This is a genomic window from Streptomyces sp. NPDC093149, from assembly GCF_044754145.1.
Lineage (GTDB): Bacteria > Actinomycetota > Actinomycetes > Streptomycetales > Streptomycetaceae > Streptomyces.
In genome coordinates this window covers 256,467-274,300 of the sequence record NZ_JBIVON010000002.1, presented here as the reverse complement: position 1 = coordinate 274,300, position 17,834 = coordinate 256,467, and the positions used below count along the sequence as shown (strand labels likewise).

At 72.7% G+C, this 17,834-nt stretch carries 14 protein-coding genes and 1 tRNA gene; 10 read left to right on the top strand and 5 right to left on the bottom strand.

Features of this window, described 5'->3' with window-relative positions; all coding sequences use genetic code 11:
- Window positions 1-25 precede the first annotated feature (25 nt).
- Complete coding sequence (locus ACIQCZ_RS07805; protein WP_402280566.1) at window positions 26-475, bottom strand: hypothetical protein; 450 nt, start codon at window positions 473-475, stop codon at window positions 26-28.
- 434 nt (window positions 476-909) lie between these two features.
- On the opposite strand from ACIQCZ_RS07805, the gene ACIQCZ_RS07800 reads away from it, so the two are divergent.
- Entirely contained in the window at window positions 910-2,262 is a 1,353-nt protein-coding gene (locus ACIQCZ_RS07800) for a tetratricopeptide repeat protein (RefSeq protein WP_402280564.1), read from the top strand.
- A 186-nt stretch (window positions 2,263-2,448) separates the two neighbouring features.
- On the opposite strand, the gene ACIQCZ_RS07795 is transcribed toward ACIQCZ_RS07800, so the two are convergent.
- The gene (locus ACIQCZ_RS07795; RefSeq protein ID WP_402280563.1) at window positions 2,449-3,045 is read right to left on the bottom strand and encodes a histidine phosphatase family protein; all 597 of its coding nucleotides are present in this window, start codon (window positions 3,043-3,045) and stop codon (window positions 2,449-2,451) included.
- A gap of 274 nt (window positions 3,046-3,319) precedes the next feature.
- On the opposite strand from ACIQCZ_RS07795, the gene ACIQCZ_RS07790 reads away from it, so the two are divergent.
- The 6 genes from ACIQCZ_RS07790 (at window position 3,320) to ACIQCZ_RS07765 (ending at window position 9,909) form a co-directional block, all read left to right on the top strand.
- The gene (locus ACIQCZ_RS07790) at window positions 3,320-4,312 is read left to right on the top strand and encodes a phosphatase PAP2 family protein (RefSeq protein ID WP_402280561.1); all 993 of its coding nucleotides are present in this window, start codon (window positions 3,320-3,322) and stop codon (window positions 4,310-4,312) included.
- Window positions 4,313-5,374: 1,062 nt separating this feature from the next.
- Complete coding sequence (locus ACIQCZ_RS07785; protein WP_402280559.1) at window positions 5,375-6,988, top strand: hypothetical protein; 1,614 nt, start codon at window positions 5,375-5,377, stop codon at window positions 6,986-6,988.
- Window positions 6,985-8,319: an AAA domain-containing protein gene (locus ACIQCZ_RS07780; protein ID WP_402280557.1), complete on the top strand. Its 1,335-nt coding sequence runs from the start codon at window positions 6,985-6,987 to the stop codon at window positions 8,317-8,319. Before ACIQCZ_RS07785 ends, ACIQCZ_RS07780 begins: the two co-directional genes overlap by 4 nt.
- A 301-nt stretch (window positions 8,320-8,620) precedes the next feature.
- The gene (locus tag ACIQCZ_RS07775) at window positions 8,621-8,962 is read left to right on the top strand and encodes a hypothetical protein (protein ID WP_351073279.1); all 342 of its coding nucleotides are present in this window, start codon (window positions 8,621-8,623) and stop codon (window positions 8,960-8,962) included.
- A gap of 175 nt (window positions 8,963-9,137) precedes the next feature.
- Window positions 9,138-9,845 (top strand): bifunctional DNA primase/polymerase, encoded by a 708-nt coding sequence (locus tag ACIQCZ_RS07770; RefSeq protein ID WP_402280555.1) that lies wholly within the window; start codon window positions 9,138-9,140, stop codon window positions 9,843-9,845.
- Window positions 9,836-9,909, top strand: a tRNA-Lys gene (locus tag ACIQCZ_RS07765). The genes ACIQCZ_RS07770 and ACIQCZ_RS07765 overlap by 10 nt, the downstream gene beginning before the upstream one ends.
- A 56-nt stretch (window positions 9,910-9,965) precedes the next feature.
- On the opposite strand, the gene ACIQCZ_RS07760 is transcribed toward ACIQCZ_RS07765, so the two are convergent.
- Entirely contained in the window at window positions 9,966-11,180 is a 1,215-nt protein-coding gene (locus ACIQCZ_RS07760) for a M6 family metalloprotease domain-containing protein (protein ID WP_402280553.1), read from the bottom strand.
- A gap of 409 nt (window positions 11,181-11,589) precedes the next feature.
- On the opposite strand from ACIQCZ_RS07760, the gene ACIQCZ_RS07755 reads away from it, so the two are divergent.
- A complete protein-coding gene (locus ACIQCZ_RS07755) occupies window positions 11,590-13,440 on the top strand; it encodes a putative bifunctional diguanylate cyclase/phosphodiesterase (protein ID WP_402280552.1) in 1,851 nt (616 codons plus the stop codon).
- A 49-nt stretch (window positions 13,441-13,489) separates the two neighbouring features.
- On the opposite strand, the gene ACIQCZ_RS07750 is transcribed toward ACIQCZ_RS07755, so the two are convergent.
- Window positions 13,490-14,587 (bottom strand): LLM class flavin-dependent oxidoreductase, encoded by a 1,098-nt coding sequence (locus ACIQCZ_RS07750; protein WP_402280551.1) that lies wholly within the window; start codon window positions 14,585-14,587, stop codon window positions 13,490-13,492.
- A gap of 110 nt (window positions 14,588-14,697) precedes the next feature.
- The gene (locus ACIQCZ_RS07745) at window positions 14,698-15,510 is read right to left on the bottom strand and encodes a decarboxylase (RefSeq protein WP_402280549.1); all 813 of its coding nucleotides are present in this window, start codon (window positions 15,508-15,510) and stop codon (window positions 14,698-14,700) included.
- A 192-nt stretch (window positions 15,511-15,702) separates the two neighbouring features.
- Here ACIQCZ_RS07745 and ACIQCZ_RS07740 point away from each other — a divergent pair, with 192 nt between their 5' ends.
- Both ACIQCZ_RS07740 and ehuB read left to right on the top strand, forming a co-directional pair.
- Complete coding sequence (locus ACIQCZ_RS07740) at window positions 15,703-16,662, top strand: D-2-hydroxyacid dehydrogenase (RefSeq protein ID WP_402280547.1); 960 nt, start codon at window positions 15,703-15,705, stop codon at window positions 16,660-16,662.
- 256 nt (window positions 16,663-16,918) lie between these two features.
- Complete coding sequence (gene ehuB, locus ACIQCZ_RS07735) at window positions 16,919-17,821, top strand: ectoine/hydroxyectoine ABC transporter substrate-binding protein EhuB (protein WP_402280545.1); 903 nt, start codon at window positions 16,919-16,921, stop codon at window positions 17,819-17,821.
- The last annotated feature ends 13 nt before the right edge of the window (window positions 17,822-17,834 follow it).

The window sequence follows — 17,834 nt, the reverse complement described above, 5'->3', positions numbered from 1 at the left end:
GGGCGCGCGGGCAGGGAGGCGGTGGTCAGCGGCAGCTGTCGGCCGCTTCGATCAGCCGGGCCGCCTGGTCGAGCGCGGCCCGCAGCGCGGCCGGGTCGGTGACCGGGGCGTCCTCCCCCGGCGGCAGCAGCCAGCCACTGCCGGTGACGGGCGGCTCGGCGGGCACGCGCAGCCCGCGGCCGTCGGTCCGCGTACAGGCGCTGCCCGGTACGTCCCACGCCTCGGCGGTGCCCGGCGGCACCAGGAAGCCGAGGGTGTCGCAGGCGCCGTCGTGCAGGACCGGGCCGACGGCCTCCAGGTCGGCGCCGCGGCGCAGGATGTCCACGGCCTCCAGTCCCTGGCGGGCCGGTACCGTCACCAGGTCGCAGGGTTCGGCGCCGTGGTCCTCCGTGAGGGCGGCGGGCGCCGTGGCACCCGTTGCGGCCGGGGTCGTCGCGGTCGTCCGCGAGCCGGTCTCCGTGCCGTGATGCAACAAGGGACCTCTCCTCTCATCGCCGGGCGGAGCCGGATTCCGTCTCCGCATGGACCAACGCGCCGATGGCGTCAAGGGCTACGGTGCCACGCCGCCGCAAAGGGTGGCAGTTCATGGCGGATCGTGGGCGATATACCCCTTTTGCACATAAACGCTGAATGTGTGACCCGTCACAGCCGGTACCTTCTTGCTCCGCCGGGACACCGGAAGCAGGAACCCCGGCTGCAGAAGAGAGGGCCAGTCCCTCTCTTTCGGATCAGGCCGGATCACGGAGCGGGGTCTGGTGCGTACAGCTGCACGGCGGAGGAGGGAAGCAACGCGAAGGGGGTCCCCCATGCCTTCGAGGCCACGGGGGAGTTGAGGACTGACGACAACGCCGCAGATGTGCGTGCCAGACCCCGCGAGCCCGGCAGGATCCGAAAGAGAGGGCCTATCCCATGGTGTCGACAGGGGCAGTTCCCAACCTCGCCTTCCGGCGGCTGCGCGGCCCGCGCTCCGCCGGGGAGTTCGCTGCCGCGGTACGCAGGTCCGCCCGCGAGATCGGCGAGCAGGTCGCGTGCGACGCCCGGTACATCGGACGCGTGGAGTCCGGCGAGATCCGCTGCCCCAACTACGCGTACGAGCGGGTCTTCCTGCACATGTTCCCCGGGACGACCCTGGCGGACCTGGGCTTCTCGCCGCGCGAATCCGTACGCGGCCGGGGTGCGCGGGCCGCTGCCGAAACCCCACCGCCCCCTGCGCTCCACAGCGACACCGATGAGGAGAGCGACGTGCTGCGTCGCGTATTCATGACGAGCGGCACCACCGCGATGGCGGCCGCGACCCTGGGCCTCGGCCTGGACGGCCCGTCCGCCGCCGCCCCCCTGCCCGACCCGCGACGCGTGGGCGAGGCCGAGGTGAGCGCCGTCGAGAAGGCAGTACGGCAGATCCGGCTGCTCGACGACCGGCACGGCGGCGACGGTCTGTACCGAAGAGCGTCCCGGCCGCTGCGGGCGGCGTACGCGCTGCTCGACTCCGGGGCCGCCACCAAGCGGTCCACCGCCGACCGGCTGCATGCCGGAGCGGGCGAACTCGCCATCTCGGTGGGCTGGCTGGCCCATGACTCGGGCCGGTTCGAGGACGCCCGCTCGCACTACGCGGAGGCGCTCGCCACCGCGCGGGTGGCGGGCGACGCGGCGCTGGAGGCCCATGCGTTCTGCAATACGTCGTTCCTGGCCAGGGACACGGGACGGCCCCGCGAGTCCGTACGCGCGGCCGAGGCCGGGCAGCGGGCGGCACAGCCGCTCGGCTCGCCGCGGCTGCTGGCCCTGCTCGCCCTGCGGGAGGCCGGGGGCCGGGCGGGGCTCGGGGACCGTACGGGCTGCGAACGGGCGATCGGCCGTGCGCACACCGCGTTCGGGCGCGGGCCCGGCGACGCCGATCCGGAGTGGATGACCTTCTTCCGGGAGGCGGAGCTGGAGATGCTGGAGGCCCAGTGCTGGTCGGCACTGGGCGACTGGTCGCGGGCGGCCCGCCACGCACTGCGGGCGACGCGGCTCCAGGACCCGCACTTCACCCGGAACCTGGCGCTGTACCGGGCCGAACTGACCACGGACCTCGCACAGGCCGGCCGGGCCGCGGAGGCGGCGACGGCGGGCCATCAGGTGCTGGACCTGCTGGACCGCGTCCAGTCGTCCCGTATCCGGGCGATGCTGGCGGGGGCGACGGCGGTGCTGGCGCCGCAGCGGGGTGCGGTGGAGGTACGAGGGTTTCTGGAGCGGTACGCGGAGGTCGCGGAGCCGGGCGCGTAGCCGCTTCGGCGTGCGCGTGGCGTCGTCCGACGGCGGACGAGCCCTCGCCGCGGTCCCGGAGGCCGGGACCGGTCGGGCCGGCGAACCGGGCCCGCCGGCCGTCCGGACGCGAAGTCCCCGCCCCTGGCCCGGGGAGCACGGGCGGGGCCCCGTCCGGCGGGCGGAGCCGCCCCCGCGACGGCCGGGTCACCGCTCCAGGTGGCCGGTGTCGTTCCAGCGTTCCAGCGCGGGTACCCCGTACGCCCACCCCAGCACCGAAAGCGATGTCGGATCGAGCCGGATGCGCGCCGCGAACGACACGTCCTCGCCGAGCCACCGCGCCCCCAGTGCCCGCAGGATGTGCCCGTGGGCGAAGACCAGGACGTCGCGGTCGGCCGAGCGGGCCCAGTCCACGATCTCGTCGGCGCGGGCGGACAGCTCGGCCAGGGTCTCCCCCTCCGGCACGCCGTCGCGCCAGATGAACCAGTCGGGACGGATCGCCTTGATCTCCGCCGGAGTCATCCCCTCGTACGCCCCGTAGTCCCACTCCATGAGCGTGTCCCACGGCTCGGCCCGGTCCGCGAAACCCGCGATCTCGCAGGTCTCCCTGGCGCGCAGCAGCGGGCTGGTGCGGACTTCGAGGCCCGGCAGGTCCGCCCACGGCCCGCGGTGCAGCCGCTCGCCGAGGAGCTTGGCGCCCGCACGACCGGTGTCGAGCAGCGGAATGTCCGTCCTGCCGGTGTGATTGCCCTTGACGGACCATTCCGTCTGGCCGTGCCGGGCGAGCAGGATACGCGGTGCCATGACGGCTCTCCCTGAAACTGAGATCTGAGGCCGGGGATCGGGACAGAGCGGATCGTCCGGTTTTCCCATCATCGCGCACGCGTACGCGAGGCAACCCCCGGGGCCGAACAGGCGTCCCTCTCTGCGCGGAGACATCCGGCGGAGAAATCCGGCGGAAAAGTCCGTACACGCAGGGGGTCTTCGACGGGGACCCCCGGGGGAATCACGGCAGGCGCGCACCGTACGGTTGAACGCCCGCCGTCGGTCGCATTAACACATGATGGAGAGCTTCCGGATGCAGCACGCCAGCACCGCGCCCGTGGCACGCCCCCGGCCCCGTTGGTGGACCGAGCTGCCGCTGCTGGCCCTGGTGTACGCAGCCTACTCGGCGGGCCGGCTGGTGGTGCGCGGCGACGTGTCCACGGCCGTCGACCACGGCCTGCGCATCCTGGACCTGGAGAAGACCCTCCACATCAACTTCGAACACCCGCTCAACCGGCTGTTCACCGCGCACTCCTCGATAGGCATACCCGCCGACTTCGTGTACGCGTCCCTGCACTATCTGGTCACCCCGGCCGTCCTGGTCTGGCTCTTCCGCCGCCGCGAGGCCCTGTACCGCAGGGCCCGCACCTGGCTGATGACCTCCACACTGCTCGGCCTGATCGGCTTCACCCTGCTGCCGACCTGCCCGCCCCGGCTGCTCGACGCCACGCACGGCTTCGTCGACACCATGGCGCAGTACAGCTCGTACGGCTGGTGGGGCAACGGGGCGAGTGCCCCGCGCGGCATGAGCGGAATGACGAACCAGTACGCGGCGATGCCGAGCCTCCACGTCGGCTGGGCGCTCTGGTGCGGAATCCTGCTGTGGCGCCACGGCCGCCACCCGCTCGTGCGGGCCGCGGGCATCGCGTACCCCCTGATCACCACGTTCGTGGTGATGGGCACGGCCAACCACTACTTCCTCGACGCGGTCGCGGGCGCCGCCGTGATGGGCGTCGGAGCCCTGCTGGCCGGACCGGTGATGCGTCTCGCGGACCGGGTCAGGGACCGGCTCGGAGCCCGCTTCCCGAGGCTCGTCACGACCACGAAGTCCCCGGTTGTCAGTACCGGATGCAACACTTCGGCGGGTGAGCGAATCCCTGGCCAGCGGACCACCTCCGCAGATTCCACCGACGCCCCGGCATCGGCCGACGCAGACGCCTCGGACGGCCGCGCGTCCCGGGCCGACACCGCAGCCCCCACAGGCGCTCGACCAGCACAGGACGACGCTCCGGCAGCGGCTCGCTGAGCTGCGGGGCCCGGCCGTCGCGGCCCGTCCGCTGGACGCCCGCGCGCTGGCGGCCCTCGCCGCCAACCCCGGCTGCCGGCGCCGCGCCCTGCTGGACGGCGCGGGGGTGGACAAGGCCGCGCTGGCCGCCGCGCTCGGTTCGCCCGCCCCCTTCGGCCAGTCCCAGTTCGCTCTCGTCCGGGGCAACGCCTTCGAGGCCAAGGTCAAGGCCGACGGCGGTACGGAGCTGATGCGGCTGCTGCACGAGCGTCTCGGCGGCGACGGCGAGGCCCCCCGCGAGGTGCTGGTCCCCGACCTGACCGCGGCCGGTCCCGAGGGCCGCGCGGCGCGTACGGCCCTCGCTCTGCGGGAGGCGACCGAGTCGGGCGGCTGGGCACTGCTGGACCACCCCATGCTGGCCCTGGAGGTCGCCGGCTCCCCGGCCTACCTGGAGCCGGACGCGGTGGCGGTGCATCCCGACGGCACCTGGACGGTCATCGAGATCAAGTCCTTCCCCATGATCGACGGTTCCGCCGATGCCGCGAAGGTCGGCGCGGCGGCCCGGCAGTCCGCCGTCTACGTACTGGCCCTGGAGCGGATCGCGGAGCGGACCGAGGGCGCCGGGGTCGGTCACCGGGTCCTGCTGGTCTGCCCGAAGGACTTCTCCAATCTGCCCACCGCCTCGGTCGTCGACGTACGCAAGCAGCGTGCGGTCACCCGGCGCCAGCTGACCAGGCTGACCCGGATCGAGGACATCGCGGCGACCCTGCCCGAGGGCGTCACCTTCGACCCGGAGTGCCCCCGGCAGCAGCTGGACGCGGCGGTCGAGTCGGTCGGCGCGGCCTACGCCCCGGAGTGCCTGTCCGCCTGTGAGCTGGCCTTCCACTGCCGGGCGAAGTCCCGCGCGGCCGGTGCGGTGGAGACCCTGGGACGGAGCGTGCGGGGCGAGCTCGGCGGGCTGACCACGGTGGGTGCGGTGCTGGCCGCCGCCGCGGGCAAGGAGGGCGACCCGGCCGATCCGACGGTCGCGGCCCTGCGGCGGGCGGCGGCGCTGCGCGCCGAGGCCCTGGAGGGCGGCCCGGCATGTCGCTGATCAGCACCCTGGCCCGGCTGGAGGCCGTGGACAGCGGCCGGGCACAGCCGATGACGACGGTCCTGCACCGCCATCTCACCGACCGGCCGCTCGTCCTGGTGCCGCTGACCACCGCCGGTGAGGCCGGCGCCCCGCTGGGCGCGCTCGTCGGTACCGACCGGGAGGCACCCCGGCTGCTGACGGTCGCGCAGCCGCGCGACCGGGACCTGCGGTTCGCGTTCCTCGCCGAGCTGGCCGAGGCGGTGCTGCCGCACATCGAGGCGTACGAGGACGTCGTCGAGCCCGCCGAGCGGAGCGAGACCGATCCGGCGACCGGGAAGAAGGTCAAGGTCGAGGTCGAGCTGTGCGCGGACGCACCGCAGTTGATCGTGCCGAGCCGGACGGGCATCGACTTCGTACGGCTGCTCGGCCGCTCGATGCGGTTCCGGCGCACGGCGGAGGACGACCCCGAGGCCCCTTACCCCGCGCCCGCCCGCGTCCCGCTGCTGGGCCGCTGGCTGACGCATTACGGGGAGCGGGCCAGGGTGCCGGGCTCCTCCCTGCTGCTCGCCACGACGGATCTGCTGAACCGGCACTGGGCGACCGGGCAGAGCAGCCTGGAGGACCAGCATCTGGGCGCGCTGCTGGCCTGGATCGACGCCCCGGCGGGCGAGTCCGGGGCACGGGCGGCACTCCGTGCGGAGCGGGAGCGCGACGGCGAAGGCCAGCTGCTGTGCCCGCCGGCCGGCCCGGCCACGGACCCGGCGTTCGACAACCGGCTGCTGGCGCCCGCCATCGAGAAGTACGACCGGGCGCGCACCTCGCTCGCGGCGGCCGAGGACGGTCTCGCCGCCGATGCCCGGCTCGGCGAACTGACCGCCGCCGAGCGGGAGATCCGGGCGCTGCTGGCCGGGGTGATGCGGCCGACGTGGGACGCGGTGTGGCGGGGGCTCGATCTGCTGAGGGAGCTGCCCGAGGGGGCCAGGGCCGAGGACCGCTGGACCAGGGACCGCTGGTCGTTCACCGGGCACCGGGACCGGGTGCGTTCCGGCGAGCCGCCGCAGCCGCGCCGGGACGACGCGGTGACGGCGGCGCAGAAACTGGCCTCGCGGGAGACGGCGCAGGCCCAACTGGAGGCGCAGGAGGCCTTGGACGATCCGCTGGTGCTGGCCGGGCGGCGGCTGGCCGGTGAGGCGTTCGTCGGCGAGGTGACGGAGGTGGTGATGGCGTACAGCGAGTCGAAGCGCCCGTCCCCGCGTCCACTGATCACGGTCCGCACGGACGAGCGCCCGCATCTCGGCGAGCGCACCAAGGTGTACCGCTCGCTCGAAGGCAGGCCGCAGACCGCCGAGTTCGTGGGATTCGCCGCGGAACCGGAGGACGGCGGCCCGCCGCCGCTGGTGCTGCGCATCACCGACCGGATGGGCAGGAGCAAGGAACCGGCCCCGGGTTCGGTGCCCGAGCAGGGTGACCGGATCTCCTGGACGCTGTTCGAGCACGATCAGCGCGGCGGCCCGAAGCTGCCGGACCCGGAGCAGACGCCGTGGACCCACGGCGGACCGCCGGGTGCGGCCGCGGAGCGCGCCGAGCATCCCGATCCCGTGACCGCGGAGGACCTCCTGTGAAGGCCGTATTCGACCCGGGCGCGCAGGCCGCGCGGGCGACCGACGCGATCCTCGCCGACACCCTGAGCGGTACGTCGCGCGGCATCGTGGTGGACTCCCCGCCGGGCGCGGGCAAGTCGACGCTCGTGGTGCGCGCCGCTCTCGAACTCGCTTCGGCCGGGCACCCGTTGATGGTGGTGGCGCAGACCAACGCCCAGGTCGACGACCTGGTGGTGCGGCTGGCCGAGAAGGACCCGGGACTGCCGGTCGGCCGACTGCACAGCAATGACACCGACCCGTACGACAAGGTGCTGGACGGTCTGGCCAATGTGCGGAAGTCGGCCAAGGCGTCGGACCTCGCCGGGCTCGACGTCGTCATCTCGACGGCCGCCAAGTGGGCGCACGTGAAGAACGTCGAGCCGTGGGGGCACGCGATCGTCGACGAGGCGTACCAGATGCGTTCGGACGCTCTCCTGGCCGTCGCGGGGCTCTTCGAACGGGCGCTGTTCGTCGGTGACCCGGGCCAGTTGGACCCGTTCTCGATCGTCGGCGCGGACCAGTGGGCGGGGCTGTCGTACGACCCGTCCGCGAGCGCGGTGTCCACACTGCTCGCGCACAATCCCCGGCTGCCGCAGCACCGGCTGCCGGTGTCGTGGCGGCTGCCCGCCTCCGCCGCGCCGCTGGTCTCGGACGCGTTCTACCCGTACACCCCGTTCCGCAGCGGTACGGACCACGGGGACCGGCGGCTGTCGTTCGGCGTCGCGTCCGACGGCTCGGCACCGGACCGGGTGCTGGACGAGGCCGCGGAGTCCGGCTGGGGCCTGCTGGAGCTCCCGGCCCGGCACACCCCGCGCACCGACCCGGAGGCGGTGCGGGCGGTGGCGCTGGTCGTCCGCCGGCTGCTGGACCGGGGCGGCGCGGCGACGAGCGAGCGTTCCTCCGAGCCGGTCCCGGTGACGGCGGACCGGGTCGCGGTCGGCACCGCCCATCGCGACCAGGCGGCGGCGGTACGGGCGGCGCTCGCGGAGCTGGGGGTGACGGGCGTGGCGGTGGACACGGCGAACCGGCTCCAGGGCCGCGAGTTCGATGTGACGGTGGTCCTGCACCCGCTCTCCGGCCGCCCGGACGCCACGGCGTTCCATCTGGAGACGGGACGGCTGTGCGTACTGGCCTCGCGCCACCGGCACGCCTGCGTCGTGGTGTGCCGGGCGGGCGTCGCGGAGCTCCTGGACGAGCACCCGTCGACGGAGCCCGTGCAGCTGGGGGTCACGGTGAAGTTCCCCGACGGCTGGGAGGCGAACCACGCGGTACTGGCGCATCTGGCGGAACACCGGGTGTCGTGGCGGCCGTAGCGCGCAGGGGCCTCTCCCGGAATCGTGCCTCGTGATGCGGGACATCGAGGGCAACGAGTTCCGCCCCGGCCGAGGGGCCGCGAACGTGTCCTCGTCCTGTCCCCGTGGACCAGGACGAGGAACCCGCCTGCCGGGCGCAGAAGGTTCCTCCTTCAGCGGTTCGGGACGGGCGGCATGCCGTTCCCTGGTTCCCGCGACCGAGGCGACGACGGCCGGCCGTTCGCGGAACGCCGGACGGCCACTTGCGCGACGTTGGACAATGGAGGGTGGCCGTCGGGCCCACCGAAGGAGGAAACACCACATGGCACAACCCGAGCGGAACGAGCAGCAGCGGCTGCGACCCGCGCCCCTGCTCTTCGAGCCGTCGGCGGCGGTCGCCGATCCCGAGCACTTCTTCGACCTGGAGTCGATGGACGATCCGCAGGAGCTGCTGGCCCGCGCCACCGAGCTGACCCTGGCGTTCCGCGCCGCGACCGACCGGGCGGTCGAGTTCCAGGCGATCGCGGCCGCCCAGCTCGCCGATCCGCGCCGGTTCGACCGGCTGACGACCGCGGACATCGCGCAGCGCGCGGAGTGGACCGAGGACTACGCCAAGAAGATGGTGGAGTTCGGCCGGAGCCTGCTGGGCGGCTCCGCACCCTGACCTCCGCCCCTGGGCCCGGCCCCGGCACCGGCCCTGACCGCGGGTACCACCACCTGACTGCGGGTACCACCAGTGGCATATGCCCGGCGGGCAAGATACTCCTCCGCACCCTCACCTGTCCCGATTTCCGGCAACTCTCGGAATCCTCTTGATCACTCCCGGTAGACATGCCTGCATGAGCGCATGGCTGCCAGACGAAACGACCCTGCACACCGGCGACACCCCCCGGCACTGCCCTGACGTCTTCGCCCTCCTGCGGGACCGGACCTCGGACCAGACGGCCCAGGTGACGGCGGCCGGCGCCGCCTGGCTCGCCGGCGCCACGGCCTATCCGCGCAGCACGCTGGCCCAGTGGGAGGCCCACCCCACTTCCCCGGGGGTACTGCCGTGCGGATCGGCCTTCGACGTGGTGAACGTGCCCACTCTCTTCGGCCGCCGGATGCTGGAACACCTGTGGTCCGACGGGCCCGGCTCCGGGCCCGTCGCCACGCATCGCGGACGGATGCTGCTCTTCGCCTCCCCCGGCACCGCCCAGCGGCTGCCGTCGCTGCTCGACTGGGAGGAGTGGGGCGGCGGTCTCGAACCGCGGGCCGCCGCGGATCCGCGGGAGCAGGACGGCGGCGAGGCCAAGGTCCCGCCGCTGCTCTGCCACGGCACCGGGGACGCCGTGACCGTCCCGCCCCTGACCTGCACGGCCGCCGCCCCGGGGCCCCGCTGGGTGGTCGCCCCCGACACCCGCGGCCCCTGGCTGCCGGGTCCCGACGTACTGCTCTGGGCCTGCGTACGCGTCACCAGGTCGGCGCCCTCGTCGGCGGCCCGGAATCCGATTTTTCCTCCTGCCGATCAGAGTGCTAATGTCTACGACGTCAGCAGGCGCCGCTAGCTCAGTTGGTTAGAGCAGCTGACTCTTAATCAGCGGGTCCGGGGTTCGAGTCCCTGGCGGCGCACAGACGGAAGAAGCCCCCTCGCGGAAACGAGGGGGCTTCTTCGTGATCACAGAAGCTCATGTGCCCGTGGTGATCCGGACCGTCCAGGCACCCGACGGCGTCCGGTCGGCGACTTCGATCCGGGCGTGCGCGCCGGGGATGCTGTATGTCTCGCCGACCCGCAGCGGGGCGTCGGCGAGCGGGGCGTACACGGACCGGTCCCAGCAGGCGTCGGTGGTCGGGTGGGTGTCGAGGACCTCGACCGGTCCGCCGCCGGACGGGATCGTGTTCCGCACCCGGTAGATCAGGACACCTTCGGCACACGTCGTCCGGTCGTTGCCGGTCGCACCCCGCGCCTCGATGGCCACAGCGCTGCCCTCACCGGTCCTGATCACCGCGAGCCGGGTGCCGAGGGAGCCGCCGGGCGCGGGCGCGGCGGCGATCGGCTCCAGGGTGATGTCCCGGCTGCGCTGGACACAGACCACCTGCCCGCGGTCCAGCCAGCCCAGCTTCCACTTGTGCCAGCCGAAGAAGTCCGGTGCGAGACCGAACTGGCTGCCCATCACGTCCCAGTCACCGACATAGGTGTCCCAGTCGCCCTTGCCGTCGGGCGGCCGGTGGTAGAGGTCCGGCAGGTCGAAGACGTGGCCGGTCTCGTGGGCCAGCACGTTGTGGTCCGGCGGGTGCTGCTCGAAGACGGTGACGAGGCGCCGGATCTCCGTACCGTCCGCGTGCAGCGGCTGCTCGAAGTTGACGACCTTGGTGGCGTCGGAGTCGACGCCCGGTGCGTCCGGGTCGGCGACCAGATAGACGATGTCGTACCGGGAGAAATCGACCTTCGGGTCGGCCGTCGCGATGGCATCGCGCAGATAGGCGCTGCGCCTCTCGTTGTTCCAGTCGCGCTGTATCCCGTACCAGTCGGAGGACTCGGGCATCTGGATCCACTGCTTCAGCGGGTGCGGGCGCAGGGTGAACTTCCCGTACGAGGCGCGCTGGAAGAACCGGGTGGTGGCGGGGAAGTAGTCGGCGGTGAGTTCCTTCGGGGTGACGGTGGGGCGGTGGTCGGGAAAGGACAGGAAGACCATGACCGCGTCGAGGGAGCGGACGGGGCGGGGGTAGGCGTCGTTCCAGTCCCCCAGGCCGAGCGAATGGTGCGCCTCGGTGCGGGGCAGTGCGCACGGGCCCGCCTCGCCGGTGGCGGCCACGGCCGGCCCGGCGACGAGGGAGGTGGCCGCGAGGGCCAGGAGAGAGGTCACGGCCGCGGCCACGCCGCGCAGGCTCGGCCTCTCCACTCCCCCGGTCCTGTGCTGACGCGGCACATCTACCTCCGGGTGCGGACTGCGGTCACGCACCCACCCTGTGATGGTTCGGGGCTTCCGTCCTGTTGAGCTGCCCCAGTCGAGTCAGCGTCCGGCCAAGACGTTCACCCTCACGGACAGTCACAATCAATCACTGGAAGATCGCGAAAGAACGGAACCACTCAGGAACGACCGGTCGCGGGCAAACCAGATCAGCTCGGGACTGACCCATGCGGGGCGAACGCGGGGCGTGGAGGGGGCGGGCGCTGGAACGGCCGACGTGCCAGCCTCTATGCTTCACCAGGCTTTCCCGCGTGGATCCCGCCTCCGACAGCGGCGTTCCGCGCGGTGGGCCAGTCCGGCCACACCTGTTCAGGACAGAACTGCACGGCGGGAGCGAACGGTGAGCGGAACCTCCGAAGGGCCGAGGCCCACGGCGGGCACACACCCCCACTCCGCAGGACCGTCGGTCACGGAGTGTCACACCTTGTGGCCCCCTGCCGGGGCCCATCGATCCGAGCCGCACGGCTACCGCGCCGCCTTCCGGGCCGCCACGCTCCCGATGGCCGTCGTCGACCACGAGGGCCTCGTCGTCGCCGCCAATGACGCTCTCGGCAGCCTCCTCGGCAACTCCGCCGCGGCACTGACCGCGCAGTCGGCGGCCGATCTGCTCGACCTCGTCGCGGACGGCCGCACCTGGCACGCGTACCGCGAGGTGCTGCACGGGCGGCGCTCGCGGTTCCGCTGCACCCGCAGGCTCAAGCATCCCGACGGGCGCTCCATGTGGGCAGAGATCACCGTCGTGCCGATGCCCGAACCGGAAGCCGGCCGCGCCGGTGGCTCCGGTTCCGGCCGGGTGCTCCTCTCCGTCGCGGACGTCAGCGACCGGCGTGAGCTGCAGAAGCGGCTGCGCCACCTCCAGATGCACGATCCGGTGACCCGGCTGCCCAACCGGACGCTGTTCTTCGAGCGCCTCTCGGCCGTTCTGGAGGCCCCCCGGCACCGGGACGGCCGGATCGGGCTCTGCTACCTCGATCTGGACGGTTTCAAGGCCGTCAACGACACGATGGGCCACCGGATCGGCGACCGGCTGCTCGCCGCCGTCGCCGCACGGCTCACCGACTGCGTGGCCCAGGACGGCCCGCACCGCCCCGGTGCCCATCTCGTGGCGCGCCTGGGCGGCGACGAGTTCGCCATCCTGGTCGAGGACTCCGCCGGTACGCAGCAGCTCACCGACCTGGCCCGGACGGTCCTGGCCGCGCTGGAGAAGCCCTTCGACCTGGCCGGGCAGCGGCTCTCCGTCTCCGCCTCGATCGGGGTGGTGGAACGGGCCGTGGCCGGCACCTCGGCGACCGGACTGATGCAGGCCGCCGACACCACGCTGTACTGGGCGAAGGCGGACGGCAAGTCCCGCTGGACGGTCTTCGACCCGGAGCGCAACGCCCACCGGATGACCCGGCAGACGCTCTCCTCCAACCTGCGGCCCGCCGTCGAGCGGGGCGAGTTCACCATCGAGTACCAGCCGCTGGTCGGGATGGCCGACGGAGTCGTACACGGTGTGGAGGCGCTGGTCCGCTGGAACCACCCGCAGTTCGGCATGCTCTCACCGAATCGGTTCGTCGCCATCGCCGAGGAGGACGGCTCGATCGTCCAGCTCGGCCGGTGGGTGCTGCGGTCCGCCTGCCGCCAGGCCCGCCGCTGGCAGCTCGATCACCCCACCGAGCCCCCGCTGTTCATCAGCGTCAATGTCGCCGTGCGGCAGGTCTGGGACTCCGACCTGGTCACCGATGTCGCGGAGATCCTCGCCGAGACGGGCCTCGATCCCGGACTGCTGCAGCTGGAGCTGACCGAGTCGGCGGTGATGGGCTCGGCGGGCCGCCCGCTCCAGGCCCTCCAGTCGCTCAGCGACATGGGCGTACGCATCGCCATCGACGACTTCGGGACCGGCTACTCCAACCTCGCCAATCTGAGCCGGCTGCCGGTCTCCGTACTGAAGCTGGACGGTTCGTTCGTGCGCGGCTTCCGCTACGAGGACGGTGCCCACCCGAGCCCGGCCGACGAGACGATCGTCGAGGCGATGGTGCACCTGGCGCACCGCCTCGGCCTGACCGTCACCGCGGAGTGCGTGGAGACGGCGGGCCAGGCCGAACGGCTGCGCCGGATCGGCTGCGACACCGGGCAGGGCTGGCTGTACTCACGGGCGGTGGCCCCGGAACGGATCGCCGAGCTGATCGGTGGCGGGCTGAAGGTCTGAGCCCCGGTGGTCCGGCCCTCCCCGGGGGGCCGGACCACCGGTGCCCGGGTCAGGCCGCCGGCAGCCCGTACGCGTCCGCGATGAGCTCGTAGCTGCGCAGCCGGGCCTCGCCGCCGTGGGCGTTGGCGGTGATCATCAGTTCGTCGGCGCCGGTGCGCTTGGCCAGGTCGTCGAGGCCCGTACGGACCTCGTCCGCCGTGCCGTGGACGATGTTGGCCAGCCAGCTGTCGACGAACTCCCGCTCCATGGGGCTGAAGGCGTACGCCTCCGCCTCCTCGGGTGTCGGGACCAGGCCGGGGCGGCCGGTGCGCAGGCGGACCATGGACAGGGCGCCGGAGAGCACCTGGCGGCGGGCCTCGCCCGCGTCGTCGGCGGCCAGGGCCGAGACCCCGATCAGCGCGTACGGGGCGTCGAGCACCGCGGACGGCCGGAACGACTCCCGGTACAGATCGAGGGCCGGCACCGTGTTCTGCGCCGAGAAGTGATGGGCGAAGGCGAACGGCAGGCCGAGCACACCGGCCAGCCGGGCGCTGAAGCCGGAGGAACCGAGCAGCCAGATCGGCGGACGGGCCACGGACTGGACGCCGCCCTCGGCCGTGGCCTGGACCGGTCCGGGGACCGCGTGGATACGGGAGTAGGGGTGGCCGTCGGGGAAGTCGTCGTCCAGGAACCGGGTCAGTTCGGCGAGCTGCTGCGGGAAGTCGTCGGCGCCCTCGCCCAGCCGGTCCGTGCGGCGCAGGGCGGCTGCCGTGGCGCCGTCGGTGCCGGGGGCACGCCCGAGACCGAGGTCGATGCGGCCCGGCGCCATGGCCTCAAGGGTGCCGAACTGTTCGGCGATGACGAGCGGTGCGTGGTTCGGCAGCATCACGCCGCCGGAGCCGAGCCTGATGCGCTCGGTGTGTGCGGCGAGGTGGGCCAGGATCACGGCCGGTGAGGAGGAGGCGACGCCGGGCATGGAGTGGTGTTCGGCGACCCAGTAGCGGTGGAATCCACGGCGCTCGGCGAGCTGCGCGATGTCCACGCTGGTGCGCAGCGCCTGGGTGGCGGTGCGGCCCTGGCCCACGGTGACCAGGTCCAGCACGGAGAGCGGAACGGTGGCCGTTCCCTCCGTCTTGCCACGGATCTCGTCGCCTCGAATCTCGTCCACGTCCTGGCCTCTCCGGTGTTGCGCCTACGTCCGGCTCGTACGTCCGGAAGAGCCCAACAGGAGGTGGTCTCCGTTTATTCCCCGCCGGCCGGACGGCCGAGCGCCCCGGCTCACCGGCCGGTGTGGGTCTGCCTTCCGGACCACCCCTTTCTTCCGCTGTGCGCGCGCTCCCGGCCCGCGCCCCACTTGGCCACCGGGGCCGGGGGTGCCTCGCGCTCGGCGAAGATCCTGCCGAGCCTCGGGGACCACGCCCGGCGGTCCGCCAGCCGCAGCCCCTCCCGCACCGACACCTGGTTCCCGGTGAGGACCGGTTTGCCGAGCAGCCTCTCCAGCTCCGTCACGTGCGCGACGGTGTGCAGGGCGGTGTCGGGCAGCAGCATCACGTCCGCCTCCGGCCGGTCCGCGGCCATGACGAGGTCCTTCACCTCGTCCAGGTCCCAGGCGGCGGCCTCGGCGGCGGAGGCGAGACCGGCGGCGCGGGTGGCGGTCACCTCGATGCCCGCGGAGTGCAGGAAGGCGGCGAACAGCGCGGCGACGGGCTCGGGGTAGGTCGCGGCGACCGCCACCCGGGCGGCGTCCAGTTCCCGTACCGCGTGGACGAAGGCGAAGGAGGTGCTGGAGGCGGGCACCCCGGCCGCCCTGGCCAGGGCGGCCGTCTGTTCATGGGCGCCCTCCCAGCCGTACAGGAAGCTGCCGCTGCTGCTCACCCAGACGACGGACTCGACGCCGGCACGTTGCAGCTCCGCCACCCCGGCGGCCAGCCGCTCGGGCGTACCCGTCCGCATCAGCGTGTCCGTCCCGTAGTCGTCCTCGTCGACGTCGGTGTGGTTCACGACCAGCCTGACGGCGTCGAGCAGGATCTCCATCCGCGGGAAGTCGTCCTCCGCGAAGTGGCCCGGGTAGAGAAAACCGAGGGTCGTCATGTCCACCCCTTCTGTTCCTGCGGGTGCCTGGACGGGACGGGAGCGGCGTACGCGCGCGTGAGCGTTTTCGCCCGTCCCTCCCAGTATTCCCCCATCCGTCGTCGCTCCCCCGGTGAGCTGTTGACGAAGACGGGCGTGGCTGCGAGCGTGGTCAATCCGCACATCCCAGAGGCAGCGGAGCGACCGTCCCTCATGTCAGAGCCCACCCTGCTCGTCCTGGACACCGACCCGTCGCCGCGTCTCGGCCGGCTGACCGGCAGGGCCGACATCCGGTACACCGACGAGGCCGGACTCGCCGCACGGCTTCCGGCAGCCGACGTGCTGCTGGTGTGGGACTTCACCTCCGACGCGGTACGGGCCGCCTGGCCGGGCGACGGGCCGCGCCCGGCGTGGGTCCATACGGCGAGCGCGGGCGTGGACCGGCTGCTCTGCCCGGAGCTGACCGCGTCCGACACGGTGGTGACCAACGCGCGGGGCATCTTCGAGCGGCCCATCGCCGAGTACGTGACGGGTCTGGTGCTGGCGTTCGCCAAGGACCTCCCCCGCACGCTGGAGCTCCAGCAGCGGCGGCTGTGGCGGCACAGGGAGAGCGTCCAGGTCGCGGGCAGCCGTGCGGTGGTCGTCGGCGCGGGTCCCATCGGACGGGAGATCACCAGGATGCTGATCGCCCTCGGGGTCCAGGTGGCGCTCGTAGGACGCAGCGCGCGGCGCACCATCCACGGGGTGGCGGAGCTGGACCGGCTGGCCTCCATGGCCGACTGGGTGATCTGCGCGGCGCCGCTGACGGAGTCGACCCGTTCCATGTTCGACGCGCGGTTCTTCGGGCTGATGCAGCCCTCGGCCCGCTTCATCAACGTGGGGCGCGGACCGTTGGTCGTGGAGGACGATCTGGCCGCCGCGCTGCGCAAGCGCTGGATCGCGGGCGCGGCGCTCGATGTGTTCGAGCGGGAGCCGCTGGAGCCGCGCAGCCCGCTCTGGGACGTGCCGGATCTGATCGTGTCGCCGCACATGAGCGGCGACACGGCGGGCTGGCGGGACCGGCTGGGCGAGCAGTTCGTCGAGATGTACGAACTCTGGGCGGCGGGCGAGCCGTTGCCGAACGTGGTGGACAAGCGGCGCGGGTACGTCCCCGTGCGGGACCGGAACGAGTGAGCTCGACCGGTGCGGTCCGTCGCCCGTTCCAGCCTTCGATGACGGAGATCTCCCCATGACGGGTCGTCATGGACCTTTCCCGGCAGGGCCGTACTCCCTGCGCACCGGCCGCCGCGCTCCGCCCGCGAACGGACACGGGAAGGTCACCTTCCGGCCACCGTTCGATCACAGGCGGCGCCTTCCTGCATAGACGCACGGGATCGGGCAGGCGCTCCCCCTGTCCGGACTGTTCGCCCGCTCCAGGAGATCACGAACCATGGCTGACTTCCCCGACCTGTCCCGCAGGGGCTTCCTCAACCGATCAGCAGCCGTGGGTGGTCTGCTCGTCGTCCCCGGTCTGCTCTCCGCATGCAGCAGGACGGACGCCGGTTCGGCGGACGGTGCGGGGGCGCTCGACAAGCTCCGCAAGCAGGGCTTCGTCCGGGTCGCGTACGCCAATGAGGCCCCGTACGGCTATCTGGAGGGCAAGCAGCTCAAGGGCGAGGCGCCCACCCTGCACCGGGAGATCTTCAAGGCCCTCGGCGTCGACGAGCTGAAGCCCACCCTCTCCGAGTGGGACGGCCTGATCCCGGGACTTCAGGCGGGCAAGTACGACGTGGTCAGCGCCGGCATGGCGATCACACCGGAGCGCTGCGCCAACGCCCTTTTCTCCGAGCCCGAGTTCATCTCGCCCACCGCGCTGATGGTGAAGAAGGGAAACCCGAGGAAGGTCACCGACCTGGCGTCGGCGAAGGCCGCCGGGATCACCGTGGGCGTGATGTCGGGCGCCGTCGAGGGCTCGTACGCCGAGGGCGCCGGCATCGCGAAGGACCGGATCAAGTCCTTGCAGAAGCCGCAGGACGGCGCGGACGCGGTCAAGGGCGGCCGGATCGACGCGTTCCTGCTCACCGGCATCTCGCTGCGCTGGCTGGCGAAGACGAATCCCGACACCGAGGTCACCGAACCCTTCCTGCCCGAGCTCGACGGCAAGAAGCAGTACAGCCCCGGCGGCGCCGTCTTCCGCAAGGGCAACGAGGAGCTGCGGGACGCCTTCGACCGCGAGCTGAAGAAGATCGTCTCGGACAGCTCGCGCTATGTGGGCCTGCTCCGGGACTACGGCTTCGGGGCCACCGAGCTCCCGCCGGCCACGTTGAAGACGGCCGATCTGTGCAACGGCTGACGGGGACGGGCCG